The 15,838-nt window shown below is 67.6% G+C and carries 15 protein-coding genes; 4 read left to right on the top strand and 11 right to left on the bottom strand.

Annotation, left to right across the window (positions count from 1 at the left end; genetic code table 11):
- Positions 1-114 precede the first annotated feature (114 nt).
- Entirely contained in the window at positions 115-1,059 is a 945-nt protein-coding gene (locus tag ACZ5Y9_RS11180) for a Dyp-type peroxidase (protein WP_464471360.1), read from the top strand.
- Positions 1,060-1,136: 77 nt separating this feature from the next.
- A complete protein-coding gene (locus ACZ5Y9_RS11185; RefSeq protein ID WP_464471361.1) occupies positions 1,137-3,980 on the top strand; it encodes a helix-turn-helix transcriptional regulator in 2,844 nt (947 codons plus the stop codon).
- Between the two features lie 15 nt (positions 3,981-3,995).
- On the opposite strand, the gene ACZ5Y9_RS11190 is transcribed toward ACZ5Y9_RS11185, so the two are convergent.
- The 3 genes from ACZ5Y9_RS11190 to ACZ5Y9_RS11200 all read right to left on the bottom strand — a co-directional run bounded on the left by ACZ5Y9_RS11190 (position 3,996) and on the right by ACZ5Y9_RS11200 (position 5,331).
- Positions 3,996-4,379, bottom strand: a complete 384-nt coding sequence (locus tag ACZ5Y9_RS11190) for a nuclear transport factor 2 family protein (protein WP_247622172.1) — start codon at positions 4,377-4,379, stop codon at positions 3,996-3,998.
- A 114-nt stretch (positions 4,380-4,493) separates the two neighbouring features.
- A complete protein-coding gene (locus ACZ5Y9_RS11195) occupies positions 4,494-4,682 on the bottom strand; it encodes a hypothetical protein (RefSeq protein ID WP_247622171.1) in 189 nt (62 codons plus the stop codon).
- 142 nt (positions 4,683-4,824) lie between these two features.
- A complete protein-coding gene (locus ACZ5Y9_RS11200; protein ID WP_247622170.1) occupies positions 4,825-5,331 on the bottom strand; it encodes a septum formation family protein in 507 nt (168 codons plus the stop codon).
- A 182-nt stretch (positions 5,332-5,513) separates the two neighbouring features.
- On the opposite strand from ACZ5Y9_RS11200, the gene ACZ5Y9_RS11205 reads away from it, so the two are divergent.
- Complete coding sequence (locus ACZ5Y9_RS11205; protein WP_247622169.1) at positions 5,514-5,687, top strand: hypothetical protein; 174 nt, start codon at positions 5,514-5,516, stop codon at positions 5,685-5,687.
- A gap of 58 nt (positions 5,688-5,745) precedes the next feature.
- Here ACZ5Y9_RS11205 and ACZ5Y9_RS11210 read toward each other — a convergent pair whose 3' ends face one another.
- The 8 genes from ACZ5Y9_RS11210 to ACZ5Y9_RS11245 form a co-directional block, all read right to left on the bottom strand.
- Positions 5,746-6,030 (bottom strand): hypothetical protein, encoded by a 285-nt coding sequence (locus ACZ5Y9_RS11210; RefSeq protein ID WP_247622168.1) that lies wholly within the window; start codon positions 6,028-6,030, stop codon positions 5,746-5,748.
- Positions 6,031-6,132: 102 nt separating this feature from the next.
- Complete coding sequence (locus ACZ5Y9_RS11215; RefSeq protein ID WP_464471362.1) at positions 6,133-7,212, bottom strand: Lrp/AsnC family transcriptional regulator; 1,080 nt, start codon at positions 7,210-7,212, stop codon at positions 6,133-6,135.
- Positions 7,158-8,057: an alpha/beta fold hydrolase gene (locus ACZ5Y9_RS11220; RefSeq protein WP_440748399.1), complete on the bottom strand. Its 900-nt coding sequence runs from the start codon at positions 8,055-8,057 to the stop codon at positions 7,158-7,160. Before ACZ5Y9_RS11220 ends, ACZ5Y9_RS11215 begins: the two co-directional genes overlap by 55 nt.
- Positions 8,058-8,084: 27 nt before the next feature.
- Positions 8,085-9,263, bottom strand: a complete 1,179-nt coding sequence (locus tag ACZ5Y9_RS11225) for a M24 family metallopeptidase (protein WP_464471363.1) — start codon at positions 9,261-9,263, stop codon at positions 8,085-8,087.
- Positions 9,264-9,276: 13 nt separating this feature from the next.
- Positions 9,277-10,176, bottom strand: coding sequence for an ABC transporter permease (locus ACZ5Y9_RS11230; RefSeq protein WP_464471364.1), 900 nt, complete (start codon positions 10,174-10,176; stop codon positions 9,277-9,279).
- The gene (locus ACZ5Y9_RS11235) at positions 10,173-11,072 is read right to left on the bottom strand and encodes an ABC transporter permease (protein WP_464471365.1); all 900 of its coding nucleotides are present in this window, start codon (positions 11,070-11,072) and stop codon (positions 10,173-10,175) included. Before ACZ5Y9_RS11235 ends, ACZ5Y9_RS11230 begins: the two co-directional genes overlap by 4 nt.
- A 95-nt stretch (positions 11,073-11,167) precedes the next feature.
- Positions 11,168-12,787, bottom strand: a complete 1,620-nt coding sequence (locus ACZ5Y9_RS11240; RefSeq protein WP_464471366.1) for an ABC transporter substrate-binding protein — start codon at positions 12,785-12,787, stop codon at positions 11,168-11,170.
- Positions 12,787-13,995: a dipeptidase gene (locus ACZ5Y9_RS11245; RefSeq protein WP_464471367.1), complete on the bottom strand. Its 1,209-nt coding sequence runs from the start codon at positions 13,993-13,995 to the stop codon at positions 12,787-12,789. The genes ACZ5Y9_RS11240 and ACZ5Y9_RS11245 overlap by 1 nt, the downstream gene beginning before the upstream one ends.
- A gap of 101 nt (positions 13,996-14,096) precedes the next feature.
- On the opposite strand from ACZ5Y9_RS11245, the gene ACZ5Y9_RS11250 reads away from it, so the two are divergent.
- Positions 14,097-15,821, top strand: a complete 1,725-nt coding sequence (locus ACZ5Y9_RS11250) for a dipeptide ABC transporter ATP-binding protein (protein ID WP_464471368.1) — start codon at positions 14,097-14,099, stop codon at positions 15,819-15,821.
- Positions 15,822-15,838: the final 17 nt, after the last annotated feature.

The raw sequence follows: 15,838 nt of genomic DNA on the forward strand, positions 1-15,838 counted from the left end.
GGCGCACATCCCCTCCCCGCTGTCGCGTGGCCGTTCGTCATCTGTCGGATGCGCCGCACGCCGCGTTCCGCGAGACTGGCGCTGTCACAATCCACATGGGAAGGATCGGCGCGCATGACGGATCAGGACCCCCGGGGTGCGGTGCAGGCGGTCGCTTCGCCCCTCACAGCGAATGCCGTCTTCCTCGTCGTCGACGTCGCTCCCGGCGCAGCCGATCGGGTGCGAGACGTCCTCGCCGACCTCGCCGGATCGATCAAGTCCCTCGCCTTCCCCTACTCCGATTCCGCGCTCACCTGCACGGTCGGGATCGGGAGTGCGATCTGGGCCGAGCTCACGGCACTCCCCCGTCCGGCTCAATTGCGCCCGTTCACCCCCGTGGTCGGCGCGCACCACACCGCCCCGTCGACCCCCGGAGACATGCTCTTCCACATCCGGGCCGAGCGTGCCGACGTCTGCTTCGAGTTCGAACGTCGTCTGCTGGAGTCGCTCGGCGACGCCGTCCGCGTCGTCGACGAGACCGTGGGATTCCGCTCCTTCGACCGGCGCGATCTCCTGGGATTCATCGACGGGACCGCGAATCCGATCGGTGCCGAACTCGACGCAGCAGTGCTGGTCGGAGACGAGGACGCCGCGCACCGCGGTGGCTCCTACATCGTCACGCAGAAGTACCTGCACCCTCTCGCCGCCTGGCGTGCCCTGCCGACCGAGACGCAGGAGACGATCATCGGGCGAACGAAGCTCGAGAACGTCGAGCTCGACGATGCACCGTCGGGTCAGCAGTCGCACAAGTCCCTGGCGACGATCGTCGACGAACAGGGGGTCGAGCACGACATCCAGCGCGACAACATGCCGTTCGGCCGCCCGGGCCATGATGAGTTCGGCACGTACTTCCTCGGATGCTCCCGCGATCTGAGCGTCATCCAGCGGATGCTCGAGCGCATGTTCCTCGGCGATCCGCCCGGACTGCACGACCGCCTCCTCGATTTCTCCACCGCCGTCACCGGCTCCGTGTTCTTCGCCCCGCGACCGGAGGTTCTCGCCGCTCTCGGGGACGACTGACCGCCACCCGGAGAGCGACCCCGCGTCCGTTCGACGGCGTGATCAGCTTCGCCGTGCGCATCCGTCATAATCGGATCATGCACGATACATCCGATGGCGGAGCCGTCGGATCCGACCGCGCTCTCCTCGCCGGCTCCCCCGCGGCGCACGCGGCTCCTCTCCGCGGTCGCGACGACGCTCTGACGGACATCCTCGACGTGCTCACCTCCGTGCGCGACGGCGCCGGCGGTCCGGTTCTGGTGCGCGGCATGCCGGGCATCGGTAAGACGCGATTGCTCGCCGAAGTGCTCGCCCGCGCTTCGGTGTCCGACTGGCGCACGCTGGTCATCGCCCCGGACGTCGACGAGTCGACCGTGCCTCTCGCGGCCCTCCTCGAGGCGTCGCTGCGCGGATCCTCCCCGCTGCTGACACCCGCCGATCTGCAGCCGGTGCTCTCCGGCGGCGAGCACCGGTACTGGGTCACCCGTCTGCTCCTCGACCGTCTCGAGCAGGCCGCGGCCGAGCATCCCCTCCTGATCGTCATCGACGACCTGCAGTGGCTCGACACTGCATCCGTGACCACGCTCATCGCGCTCGTGCGCGGACTCGCCGACCAGCCCGTCGCGTGGCTCGTCGCCGCACGCGACGGCGTCCTCCCTTCCGCGCATGCTCGTGCGGCAGCGCACATCGCCGGGGAGGGTCTCGTCATCGAGCTCGCTCCGCTCGACTCCTCGGCATCCGCGGAGATCGCCGCCGACATCGCCGGTGGTACCCCCGGTCCTGTGCTGCGTGCGGCACTCGACCAGACGGCCAACGTTCCCCTCCTCGTCGTCGAACTCGTGCGCGGGCTCCGCGAGGAGCACCTCCTGGCCCGACACGCGGGGTCCGTCGACGCGGTGGATGCCGCCGTGCCGGCGAGGTTCGGTGCGGCCGCGCGCGAACGACTCTCCTCGATCTCACCGGCCGCCCGGCGATTCGCGCAGGTGGCGAGTCTGTTCGGACGCAGGTTCCGCCTGCGCGACGCGCTCCGCGTGCTGGACCTCTCGGCAGCGGCCGCCGCGCCATCGGTCGACGAGCTTCTCGCGGAGTCGATCCTCGTCGGGGACGGCGCGGCTCTCGCCTTCACCCACGACACCCTGCGGGAAGCGGCCGATGCGTCGATCGCCCCACCCATCCGCCCCGCGCTGCTCCGAGAGGTCGTGCGGGTGCGCCTGTCGTCGGGCGAGCCGGCATCGGCTGTCGCGCCCGCTCTGATCGAGGCGGCGGAGCCCGGCGACGAGGACTCCTTCGTCCTGGTCGCCGAGGCCGCTCGGGACATCTCGACGACCGACTCCGCGTTCGCGGCCGATCTGGCGGCCGCAGCGATCCGCCTCGCGCTGCACGTCCCGCGACTGGTCGTTCGCGCCGCCGAACTCCTCCCGCTGGTGTGGACCGACGGCCGCCACGACGAGGCCCAGGCGGTCACGACCGCCCTCGCCCCCTATCTCTCCGCCGATCTGCGCGCCCGCGCTCTGCTGGCCGTCGCCCGACGCCAGACCGAGTTCTCGTTCGATCGAGCGATCACGACCTGCGACGAGGCGCTCGGCATCCGGGGAATCGCACGCAGCACTCGGGCCGAGCTCCTCGCCGTCCGCGCGCTCAACTGCGCGAACCGCGCCGACTTCGCCGGCCTGGAACAGACGCTCACCCTCGCGCGGGAGGTCGCCGATCCGGAGACCGATCATCTCGCCCTGGCGACCATCGACGCGACGGATTCGGTCTATCAGTTCAACAGCGGCCACCACGATCGGGCGGTGGAGCTCATCGACGCCGCACTCCGCCGCGCCGAGGAAGCCGGACTCGTCACATCGCGCTGGCTCCCCGAAGGCCTCTGGCCCGCATTCCTGCACAACTCGATGGGCGATCCCGAGCTTGCCCTGCAGCTGGCCGACCTCGGGCTGTCCGAGGCACGCGCAGCGGGCAGCGCGGTGGCCGAGGCGTTCTGGATGATGGTGCGCACCCGGGTGCTCTATGACGGCGGCCGGATCGACGAGGCCCGTGTGCTGGCCGAGGCCGTGCTCGCGCTGTCCGCCGAGCTGGGGCTGGGAGACTTCGCCAACGCCACGGCCGGGGTCGTGCTCTTCCGCATCTCTCTCCACACCGGCGACGCGCAGATCCGCGCGCAGGCCAAGCCGATCGTCGAGGCACTCGCCACGAGCACGGCCGTGACGAAGGCCGGCCGCTGGCTCCTCGCCGTCGAAGCCATCGATGAGGGGCGACTCGACGATGCGGTCTCCGCCAGCGCTCTCGCCCGGGCAGGGCTCGACGCTCCCGTGCCTCCCATGACGACCCCGTCGGACTTCTCCGACGACATCGTGCTCGCCGACCTCGCCGTGCGCACGAACGACGACGAGACCATCGCCGCCGTGCTGAAGCGCACGAGTCGTCGCTGCGAGCTCAACCCCGACAGCGTCTTCTCCCGCGCTGTGCACGATGCCGTGGTCGGACGCACCCGCGCAGACCCCGCCGCACTCGACGCCGCAGCATCCGCCCTGCGCGGACTGTCGCGTCCGCTGGTGCTGGCCCGCGTGCTGGAGCTGCGCCCCCTCGTGGGCGGCGACGAACAGCAGGCACGACGAGCGCTCGACGAAGCGCTGGAGATCTACGAGTCCCTCGGAGCCGTGCGCGACGCGAGTCGTGTGCTGCGCGCGCTGCGCACGCGGGGTGTCCGCCGCCGGCCGGCCCGGCGCGGGGCGCCCGAACTTCTCTCGACCCGCGAACGCCAGGTCATCGAGCGCGTGGCGCTCGGGGCCACGACCCAGCAGATCGCCGACGCGCTGTTCATGTCGCCGCACACCGTGGTCTCGCACATCCGACACCTCTACGCGAAGACGGGCGTCAACTCCCGCAGCGCGCTGCGCCTCTGGTATGCGAGCGCCAGTGAGGAGCGCGAGACCGCCTGACGCCGCGGTGCCCGCTCAGGCGTGCACCTGATGCCAGGTGCAGATCCGCGAGCCGTCGAGGCGGAAGCTCCCGAACCCCAGCACCTCGCACCTCTCGCCCTCCGGGAGGCGCAGGTGCAGCACCTGCTCGGTGAGCACGGTGTCTCCTGCCACCGCGACGGTGACGAGCGCCGTCGACCATTCCGCGAAGCGCGACCTGATCTCCTCGATCATCGCCAGCATCTCCCGGCGGCCCGTCACGCCCCGGTTGTGCGAAGGACGGTAAACGACGTCCTCGGTGAGGAACGGCAGCAGTTCGCCCACGCCGCCCTCGTTCAGCACCGCCACGAAATCGCGGACGATGAGCTCTCGCTCCATCTGCTGGATCCCGTCCAGCGCCTCGCGGCGGATCTCTTCCACGGCGATACCTCCCTTCCCGTGCCCCTCACGCTAGGGGCACGGGGTGGGCCGGGCATCCGACGTGCGTCGAAAGTCCGAAGGACGGATGCCGGATCGGTGCGTCGCCGGCGTCGGTCACCCGGCGACGGCGGGGGACCGGCGCGCCATGAGGTCGTACGCATCGCGTACGGCATCCGCCGTGGTCTCGACTTCTTCGTAATAGTGGGTGAACCCGCGCTCGTCGCGGACGACGAGCGAGACGCGGACCATCCCGGTCCGAGCAGATGCGGCGGACGGCAGGGGGACGACTCCAGTGGGGGACATGGAACTCCTTCGTGATCGTGCGAGCCGGAGGAGTCCACACCGTCCGGCCCCACTAGGAAGACGCCGCAGAAGCCGGTTCATTACGCCGACACGCGAGAATTCCTCCTTCGCGGTCGCCCTCTGAGGTCGTCGCCCCTCCTCGTCAGCGCGCGACGCCCTGGAGCGAGCCCTGCACCTGCGCGCTGGGGTCGAAGACGATGCACTGGATCAGGCGGTCGTCGTAGTCCTCCCAGCCGCCCGTGCTCGGCGTGAGGGCGCTGTACTCGAACACCGAATCCGCGTAGGCGATGCCGACGAAGCTCTCGAACTGCGCGAGGCAGTTCTCCTCGGCCGCGGCCGAGATCGCTTCGTCGCCCGGGAACTCACCCTCGGGCATCTCGTGCTCGTAGTAGACCTCGTTGTCGTGCGGGTCGGCGCAGGGCACGACGGGCAGCTCGCTGACCTGTTCTGCGACCGTGTCGTTGAAGCAGTCGCCGAGTTCGAGCGTGAAGACGCTGAGGTCACCGCCCTCCGTGATCTCCGCGCTGTCGGCATCGCGAACCGCGTTGCCCCCTCCGACCAGGTCGGTGATGACCGAACAGCCAGACAGCACGGCCACTGCCGCCATTGCCGCGATCGCTGCGGTTCCAAGACGTGATGCACGCTTCATGTGCGTTCCTCTCCGGGGCGCGCTCGGGAACGCGCGTTCTCTCCCCGGACTATCAACGTGCCGGCCCGCGAAATCTGACGATGACGGCAGAACTACACGCCTGGGACGCCTTCGTCAACGGCCTCTCCAGCCGGGGTCGCACACTCATAGCGTGGGGCCCTCACCGACGAGAGGAGCATCCGATGTCCAATCCCCCACCGATCCCTCCGATCCCGTCGCTCGGAGACGAGTCGGACGATGATCGCGACGGAGTCCCCACGCTCGAGGTCGACGGCGCGGAAGAGGTCGATCCCGATATCGACGGCACGCAGGTCGACAGCGCCGAGGCCGATCGGATCGCCGCAGAGGGCGAGTGAACGAGACGTCCGACGGGCGGGTGCGAACAATCGCATCCGCCCGTTACGGGATGCCGACTCAGTTGGCCAGCAACGGTGGGAGATGAGGAATCTGCACCGGGCGGGTGGCCCGGCTCGATCCGTGCATGCGCTCGACGTCGGCGAGCACCTCGAAGGCGTTCGAATAGCGCATCGCGAGCGGCAGATCGCGCACCCACACCACCTCGACCTCGGTCTCGGCGTATTCGTAGACGCACGCGACGATGTGACGCGGGTCGTTCGCAGGGAAGCGCTGGTCGTTGATCACCCATTCGGTCGGGGTGATCCGACGCAGCACGTAGCGCGGTTCTGGATCCTCTGTCATGTCGGCCCTCCAAGACTCTCTCCCCTTAAGAAAGAGTGTGCGCGCCGGTATACCGCCGGGGAAGACCCTTGACAGAATCCATGCAGGATGCCGCGCCGGCACTCAGCTTTCGGAGGCCCCGGCCGACGCGACCTGAGCGCGCCACCATGGCGTCTCGATGAAACCGCGTTTCATGAAGACCAGTTCCATGGCGGCGGTCCATCCGCGCACGCCCTTGAGGTGCGCGATCGTACCGGTGAGGAAGTCGTGCAGCGTCTCGGTGCTCGGCAGGATGATTTCGCAGTAGAGCGAGTTCTCCTCGAGCGCCGCCGCGAGGAAACGCACCGATACGTGCTGCGACAGGGTCTGGGCGACGGAGGCGAGCCGCGACGGCTCGACGCGCAGCATCAGCAGCGTCTCTGCGCTCATACCGAGTGCCGATGCCGGCACCATCGTCACCGTCGTCAGGCACCCCGCGCTCCGCATGCGTTCGTACCGCCGCCGCACGCTGCTCTCGTTCATCTCGAGCTTCGCGGCGATCGACAGGAACGATGCTCGTCCGTTCTCGCTGAGCTCGCGCACGATCGCGTGATCCGCGTCGTCGAAGTGGGAGGGATCGCACGTGTTCGGCGCCGGCATGTACGACTGCGGATCGCTCGCGGCCTCCGCGTGGGAATCGTAGAGCTGGCGTCCCCAATCGAAACTCACCTTGTAGGTGTGGACCACGAGGTCGCTGCGCCACCGCTCGACACCCGGAATGCCCTGCAGATCGGTGAGCACATGGGCGTAGGTCGCCGAATCCCCCGGGATGACCACCTCGGCGAAGACGTCGAACTTGCCGGTCACCAGCGTCACGAAGCGCACGTACGGCGACCCGATGAGCGCCTCCGCCACGCCCAACTGCGAGCCCGGCGTGCAGTTGATGCGCACGAAGAACGTCTCGACGTGCCCCTCGCTGCCCAGAGTCGGCACGATCCCGACCCGCACCACTCCCTCGGCGAGGAGCTGCTGCCCGCGGCGGGTCACCGTCGAGACGGATGCCCCGGCGAACTCCGCGATCGAGGTCCAGCTCGCGCGGCCATCCTGCTGCAGTGCGACGACGATGCGCCGGTCGAGGTCGCTGACCTCGCGTCCCGTGTGCGCGGCACTCATACCGTCGGCGGGTACACCCGGTGCAGGAAGGTGCGCACTGCGTCGGTCCACGCCTCTGCCTCCTCGATCTGGGGCGAATGCCCGGATTTCTCGAACACCACCATCTCGGAGTCCGGGATGAGATCGGCGATCACCTGGCTACACGATACTGGCGTGATCCAATCCGTCCGCCCCACGGTGATGAGTGTCGGGACGGAGATCTCGTGCAGACGGGGTTTGAGGTCGTAGTTCGGGAGGTTCACCGAGAACGCGTAGTTGTGGGCCCGATAGCGGTATGGCGTCGCCTGCACCTTCCGCTCGGTCGCCTCGGGATCGTAGACGAAGTCGTACAACGGAAGGATCTCGCGCCAGCAGTCCTTCAGGTCCTCGTCGTCGTGCACCTGACCGACGTCGATGCGGTCGAACTTCTCCATGTCGATGGTGACGCGATCAGAGGCGAGCGCGTTCTCGCGGGCCAGGTGCGCGTTCGAGTTGTCAGGAGAGGTGTCGCGCAGCACCACGGCTGCGACGCGGTCGGGGTAGCGCAGCGCGTACTCCATGGCCATGAATCCGCCGTAGGATCCCCCGGCCATCACGATCCGCTCGGCGCCGATCCACTCGCGCAGGCCGTCGATGTCGGCGGCCCATTGTTCGTGGCTGTAGGTGCCCTCTCCCTCGCTCACGCCGCTCCCCCGCGCGTCGAAGACGACGACGCGGTACTCGTCGGCGAGGCGTCCGAAGCTCGCGCGCGGCTCTGCCCGAGAGCCGAGACCCGGCGCGCCGTGATGGGTGATGATCACCGGCGCCCCCTCCGGACCGAGCACCTCCACCGCGAGATGGTTGCCGTTGATCTCGACCCACTGGTGGTCGCTGGTGGCGGCGGCGAACTCCGGGGAGACCTCGGGGGTCGGTGTCATGTCGTCCTCTTTCTGGGTCGGTGGCGCTCAGAGAGCGATCGTGCAGTCGTCGAGATTGCGGGGGAAGGTGGTCAACGCCTCGGCACCATCTGGGGTCACGAGCATGCTGTCGCTGATGCGGTATCCCGCGTGCCCGGGTACGTAGATGCCCGGCTCGTTGGAGACGACCATTCCGGCGGCGAGCAGCGTTGCATCGCCGTCCTCCAGCCAGGGCGCCTCGTGCATGCCGAGTCCGATTCCGTGTCCCTGCCGATGACGGATGTAGTCCCCGAGGCCCGCTTCGCGGATGACCTCGAGGCACAGACGGTTCGCCTCACGGCACTCGCGCCCGGCGCGGATCGTCTCTCGCCCGAGGGCCTGTGCGTCACGGATCGTGTCGTGGTACCGGCGCTGATCCGCCGTGGGCTCGCCGAGCACGAAGGTGCGCTCCCCCTCGATGAAGCGCCCACCCACGGCGCAACCGAGCGACAGCATGAACGTGTCGCCCGCTTTCAGCCGGTTGACGGAGGGAAGGCCGTGCGGGAACGCGGAGTTCGCACCCGAGTAGACGAGCCCGCCCGCGAGCAGCGACGCGACGACCACGTTGCGATGTTCGGCGTACATGATCCCGGTCCCCGTCGCGGTGACATGACGTTCGAGCTCCGCCTCGGTCGGGAGGTCTCCCCCGGCGGAGATGGCATCGGTCACGAGGCGCACGCCCGCGTCGAGCATGCGATCCGTGACGCGCGCGGCCTCCCGATGCAACGCGATCTCCTCCGGGAACTTCACGTAGCGGGCGCGGCCGATGAGATCGGAGGCGACGAAGTCGGCATCGTTCATCGCCGCGCGCGCCGCGGCGAGCCGCTGGAACGTCATCGACGAACTGAAGCCGACGCGCCCCCATGGCCGCACCGCGCTCGCGAGCACGGCAAAGGGCGACGTCACTCCGGGATACTCGAAGAAGGCGACGAGTTCCGCCCTGGCCGTCTGCGATTCCGCGTACTCGCGCTCGAGCTCGGGCAGGAGCATGACCACCCTCCCGCTCGATTCCAGCCAGATCGCCACGGGCCGCTCCGAGGGATGGTGGAAGAATCCGGTGAGGTAGGCGATGTCCTCGGGGTGGTCGGTGAGGAAGGCATCGAACCCTTCCTCCGCCATCATCGCTCTCACCCGCTCCTGGGCCCGATCGAAGAACTCGGGAGCGAGACGCTGATCGAGATCGGTCATGCGGTTCTCCTTCTCAACGGGCGAGATGACGCGGGTTTCGCGCGTCGTTGTACGCGATCGACAACAGCGTGGCGGACAACACCAGGATGAGGATGGCGATCGAGGGGAAGAGCGTGAGCCACCAAGCGCTCACCATTGCCCCGGCCTGCTGGGCCTCATAGAGGATGCGCCCCCACGACCAGGTGGTCGGATCGCCGAGGCCGAGGAACGCGAGGCCCGCGGCCGAGAGCACCGCTCGGGATGCCGTGACCACGACCGAGACCACGACGACCGGGGTCACGGCGGGTAGGACATGCCGCGAGATGATCCACAACGGGGACGTGGTCATCAGACGCGAGGCATCGACGTAGGGCAGGCCGACGACGGTGAGGGCCTGCGACCGGACGAGACGGGTCACCTCCGGCCAGGAGAAGGCGGCGACGACGAGGATGATCGTCGTCGTGCTCGGCCCCGCGAGGGCGGCGATGAGGATCATCAGCGGCAGCACGGGCAGCGAGAGCGTCATGTCGACGATCACGCTGATGAAGCCGTCGAGACGACGGAAGTAGGCTCCGATGACGGCGATGATCGTTCCGAAGACGATCGCGATGACGGATGCCGCCGCCGCGACGAGCACGCTCTGCTGCGTTCCCCAGATGACCTCGGAGAACACGTCGCGCCCCAGGGCATCGGTACCGAACCAGTGCTCGCCTCCCGGCGGCCTGAGCACATCGGGGCCGTAACTGGCCGGATAGGGCGCGATCAGCGGGGCAGCGAGTGCGACGATCACGAGGAGGATCAGCAGGCCCAGGGAGATCATCCCGAGCGGGTCGCGCCGGAACGCCCGCCACGTGTGGGCGCTCGCTCGCTCGCTTCCGACGGCGGCGGGTTCGGTGGGGTGGAGATTCTCGGTGGAGGGCAGCGGAGCGGTCATGAGGTCTTCACTCTCGGGTCCAGGTAGCCGTAGATGATGTCGGTGACGGTGTTGGCGACGACCACCGTGACCGCGAGCATGAGGAAGGCGCCCTGCAGCACAGGGAAGTCCAGTTGCGTGACGGCCTCGTAGATCCCGCGACCGATTCCCGGATACGCGAACACCGTCTCGGTGAGCACCGCCCCGCCGACCAGGAACCCGAGCTGCAGGCCGATGAGGGTCGTCGTGGGCAGCAGCGCGTTGCGGAGCGCGTGCTTCCAGAGGATGCGGCGACCGCGGAGACCGTTCGCCTTCGCGAGGAGGATATAGTCCTCGCCCAGCGTCTCGATGAGCGTGGATCGCATCGTGAGCACGTACGACCCCACCTGGATGAGCATGAGCGAGACCGCCGGGAGTACGAGGTGCTGTGCGACGCTCAGATACCACTCGAAGCCATAGGTGTTGTTCGTGTAAGCACCGCCGATCGGGAACCATCCGAGGTTCAAACCGAAGACGAAGAGCAGCAGGATGGCCACGCTGGGCACGAAGAGGGACTGACCGGTGACGCCGACGATCTGCACGGCCCGATCGATGAAGCGTCCCTTGTGCGACGCCGCGGCGACGCCGAGCGGGATGCCGATCACGATCGTGAGAGCCAGCGCCGTGAGGGTCAGCAGCAGTGTCCACGGCAACCGCTGGAGGAGCACGTCGAGGACGGGGATGGACTGGGTGAACGAGATGCCCAGGTTGCCCTGCACCAGCTGCCACATGTACAGCCCGTACTGCACGATGAGGGGCTGGTCGAGGCCGTACTGCTCGAGGATGGTCGCCCGGATGGCATCCGTCATGTTCGGGCTCGCCAGCGCGAGCGCCGGATCGCCGGGGAGCAGACGGAGCAGAAGGAACGTCACGGTCACGGCGAACCAGATCGTGAGCAGACCTCTACCTGCGCGACGGAGAATGAACGATGCTCGGGACACCCGGGCGACCTTCCTCGAGAGTGGGGGTGGTGTTACTCGACCGGGTGCGCGCTCGCGAGCGAGAGCGGGTTCACGATCGAGAGCAGTTCGCTCGGCTTCGAGATGAAGCCGGCCCACTCGTCGCTGGCGGCGAAGAACAGGTTCTGCGTGTACATGATGTTGTCGTAGACCTGCTCGTGCACGATCTTGTTCGCCTCGCGCATGATCTCGATCTTCTCGTCCTCGTCGAAGGTGACCATGCCCTCTTCGATCAGGTCGTTCAGCTCGGGGTCGTCGACGTGGGTGTAGTTGATCGCTCCACCGGGCAGGTAGGAGAGCGCGAAGTTCGTCACCGGGTCGTCCATGATGGCGAAATTGCCGGCGTAGATGTCGTAGTCGCCTTCGCTCGTCATCGACAGGTAGGTGTTGCGCTCGGTGCCCTGCAGCTCGATCGTGATGCCCGCCTCGGCGGCACTGTCCTTGACCATCTGCGCCCACTGGCTCGTCACGCTGTCCTGAAGTGAGTAGATGAGACGGAACGAGACCGGGAACGTGCCGTCGGCTCCGGCGGTGTAGCCCGCCTCCTCCATGAGGGAGCGGGATTCCTCGGGATCGAACGCGTACTCGGTGACCGAATCGTCGTAGTACTTCGCGAGCACGGGCATGAGCGCGCTGGAGCCGGTCGAGACCGCCTGACCCTGCAGCACCACCGTGCGGATCGCCTCGTAGTCGACCGCGTGGGCGAGCGCCTGGCGGACGAGCGCGTCGGCGAGATCCGGCTTGTCCATGTTGTACACCAGGTGGGCGTAGCCGAGACCCGCCGCCTCGATGACCTGCAGGCCGTCGGTGCTGCGGAGCTGCTCGACCTGCGCGGGCGGGAGGGCATTGGCGATCACGTCGATCTCGCCACTCTGCAGCGCCAGGATCTCGGTGTTCACATCGGGGTACACGCGGTACACGACCTCGGCAGGACCCGGCACGCCACCGTCGACCAGGGGGTAGTCCTCCACGCGCTCGAGCGTGTAGTGCTGCCCCACCTGGAAGTCGCTGAGGATGAACGGGCCCATGCCCACCCAACCGCCGTCGCTGCCGTCGTTGGCGAACTCAGCGATGGAGCCCTGGGGCTCGAACACGTGCTGGGGCACCACGACGCCCCAGAAGCCGATCTCGTCGACGATCGACGAGTCGGGTTGGGTGAGCGTGAGCTCTACGCGGGTGTCCGAGACCGCGGTGGCGGTGTCGAGGTTGCCGAGCTGACCGAAGAACGTCCCCGGTGCCTCGTCGCGCTTGACGGCGTTGAGCGTCCAGGCGACGTCCTCGGCCGTCAGCGGCTCGCCGTCGCTCCACGTCAGATCGTCGCGGATCTCGTAGAACCCGGTCGTGTCGTCGACATAGCCCCAGTCGGTCGCGACGTGTGCCTCCTTGGTGCCGTCGTCGCTGATGCTCAACAGGTGCGGATACATCAGGTTGGTGATCCACGAGTCCGTGCGGCTGTTGCCGAGAACGGGGTTGAAGTTGACCACGTCCGTCGTCGTGCCGATGCTGAGTGTCTCGTCGCTGGGGCCGGCGCTCCCGGTTGACTCCCCGGGCTGTGGTGCCGTGGGGGCGCAGGCGACGAGACCGACGGCCAGAGCCGCGGCGGCGCCGAATGCGAGGTACTTGCTGTGCTTCATCAGACCCAAACCTCCTCGAGTACGCGCATGGTGTTCCCGCCGACGACCGCGCGGATCTCGTCGTCGGAGTAGTCGTGCTTCACGAGCCAGCCGATGATGTTGTAGAAGGCTTCGGCGGGGTTCTCGATGCCGTCGACGTAGGGCTGCTTCTCGTAGTCGACGTTCGCGTGAGCCTGGCCGAGGGACAGGTTCGACGAGAACGCGTCGTGCAGACCGACGTGGTCGCCGAACAGGGTGTCCGGGCCGAAGCTGACGTGCTCGAGACCGACGAGGTCGACGCAGTACTGGAAGTGGTCCATGACCGACTCCAGGGAGTGCTTCGGATGCTGCGGCGAGATCGTCGTGTGAGGTGCGGCCTCGATGCCGATGACTCCCCCGCGCTTGGCGCATTCGATGATCGTCTCGTCGGTCTTCATACGGTTCGTCGGCCACAGGCCCCGCGCGCCGGCGTGCGTGATGAACACCGGAACTTTTGAGTGCTTGACGACGTCGACGCACGTGCGGTCGCCGGAGTGGGAGATGTCGATGGCGATTCCGAGCTTGTTCATCCGCTCGACCGCGCGCTCGCCGAAGTACGTGAGGCCGCCGTCGCCGCGCTCCTTGAGTCCGCCGCCGAGCATGTTGGCCTCCGAGTACGCGATACCCATCTGGCGCACACCGAAGCCGTACAGCACGTCCAGACGATCGACTTCGTTCTCGATCATCGTCGCCGCTTCGAGCGCGAAGATGTGGGCCACACGACCGGTCTCGGCGGCGTGGCGGATGTCCTTGATCGACTCCGCCTTGATGACGAAGTCCTGGTGTGCGAGGTCGGCCATCCGAACCCCCAGATCGAACAGCACGTCCTGATACTTCCAGCCGGCATCGCTCGAGATGCAGCACGTGCCGTCCATGCCGTTGTCGAAGACGGCCGTGAGTCCGGAGCGGGCGAGTCCCTGGTATCCGGTGGGTTCGCGACCCTGGCGGATGTGGTCGCGCAGCTCGCCCATGTCCTCAGGGAAGACCTGGACGTGCTCGTGCAGCGAGATCACGGTCTCCTCGCGCAGCAGGCGTTCGGTGCGCTCCTTCTGAGCCGTGCTGAGGTCGAGGCCCTCGTAGGCGGGGACTCGGCCGATCTGCTTGGCGTAGCGGAACTCACGATAGTCCTTGCCCCCTTCGAGGTAGTCGTAGGCGGTGTAACCGGTGTAACGGTCGGCTGGTTCGAGCACGGATGCGCTCCTTCGGTTCGGTGGTGCGGGGAAGCCTCTCCCGCTCGACGAAGGGGAGATTTCCTCGAATCTCGATGATTTCGGCACAAATGTCAAGACTGATGAACATTTTCGGCTTAGATGTTTCCTGTTCGAAACATTTCAGAGCAGATTCCTGGCATGATGGCCTCATGCACACCACGCCTGCAGCAGAGCACGACATCGTCCTCGACGTTCGAGGCCTCACCGTCACCTTGTCGTCCGATGGACGTCGCAATCGCGTCGTCGACGGTGTCGACCTCACCGTGCGACGCGGCGAGGTCTTCGCACTGCTCGGCGAATCCGGGTCCGGCAAGTCGATGACCGCGCGGGCCATCATGGGTCTGATCGATAAGGGCGACGTGGCAGCTGACGGCCTGACCCTGAACGGCGTCGATCTGCTCGCGCTCTCGGACGAGGAGCATCGACGACTGCGCGGGGTGCAGGTGAGCCTGGTCATGCAAGATGCCCTGTCGGCACTCAACCCCGTGCTCAGCATCGGCGACCAGATCATCGACCTCATTCGAGCGCACCGCACGGCGAGCCGCCGCACGGCGGAGAAGCGCGCGGTGCAACTGCTGACGCTGGTCGGCATTCCCACGCCGGAGAAGCGGGTCCACGACTATCCCCATCAGTTCTCGGGCGGGCAACGGCAGCGGATCCTCATCGCGATGGCGATCGCCCTCGAACCCGATCTCATCATCGCGGACGAGCCGACCACCGCGCTCGATGTGACGGTCCAGGCGCAGATCCTCGACCTGCTCCTCTCGCTCCGCGATCGCCTCGGCATGGGGATCCTGCTCATCACCCACGACCTCGGCGTGGTGATGGAAGTCGCCGACCAGGTCGCGGTGATGCGCTCGGGTCGGATCGTCGAGGCGGGCAGCGCCGACACGGTGCTCACCGCGCCCCAGCACCCGTACACGCTGCAACTTCTGCACTCCATGCCACGCGACGTCAGCGCCGCCATCGATGACTCCGAGGCCGCGCCCATCCTTCACGGCACCGGACTCGAGCGCACGTTCCGCTCGGGCAGCGGGCGCCGAGCGCACCGAGTCGCCGCCGTTGCCGGCGTCGACCTCCACTTGCGAAAAGGAGAGATCCTCGCGATCGTGGGCGAGTCGGGCAGCGGGAAGTCGACTCTCGCGCGCATGCTCGTCGGGCTCGATTCACCTGACGCCGGCACCCTCACCTATCGAGATCAGGACGTGACGCGCGGGCGCCTCCGCGACCGCAAGATCCTGCGTCGCGGCGTCCAGATGGTGTTCCAAGATCCGTACATGTCGCTGAATCCACGCATGACGGTACAGCAGATCATCGCCGAGCCCCTCGCCGCGACGCGCACGGGAAGCGCGGTCAGCCGACGCGAGCGCGTCGCCGAGCTCCTGGAACTCGTTGGTCTCACGCCGGAGATGGGATCACGCTTCCCCCACCAGTTCTCCGGTGGTCAACGGCAGCGCATCGGGATCGCCCGCGCGCTCGCGCTCGATCCCGACGTCCTCGTCTGCGATGAACCGGTATCCGCGCTGGACGTCTCCATCCGCGCGCAGATCATCGACCTTCTCTGCGATCTGCGGCAACGCCTGGGCATGTCGATCGTCTTCATCGCGCACGATCTGTCACTCGTCCGCCACATCGCCGATCGTGTCGCGGTGATGTACCTCGGTCACATGGTCGAGATCGGTGACACCGATCAGGTGTACCGCGAACCGTCCCACGCCTACACGCGGTCACTGCTGTCCGCCATCCCCCCTCAGACGCGGGCCGAAAGAGGCATGCTGCAGCGACGGACCCCGCTCAGCGCCTGAGGCACACGGGGCCAGTA

Source organism: Microbacterium sp. T3-8 (genome assembly GCF_055398145.1).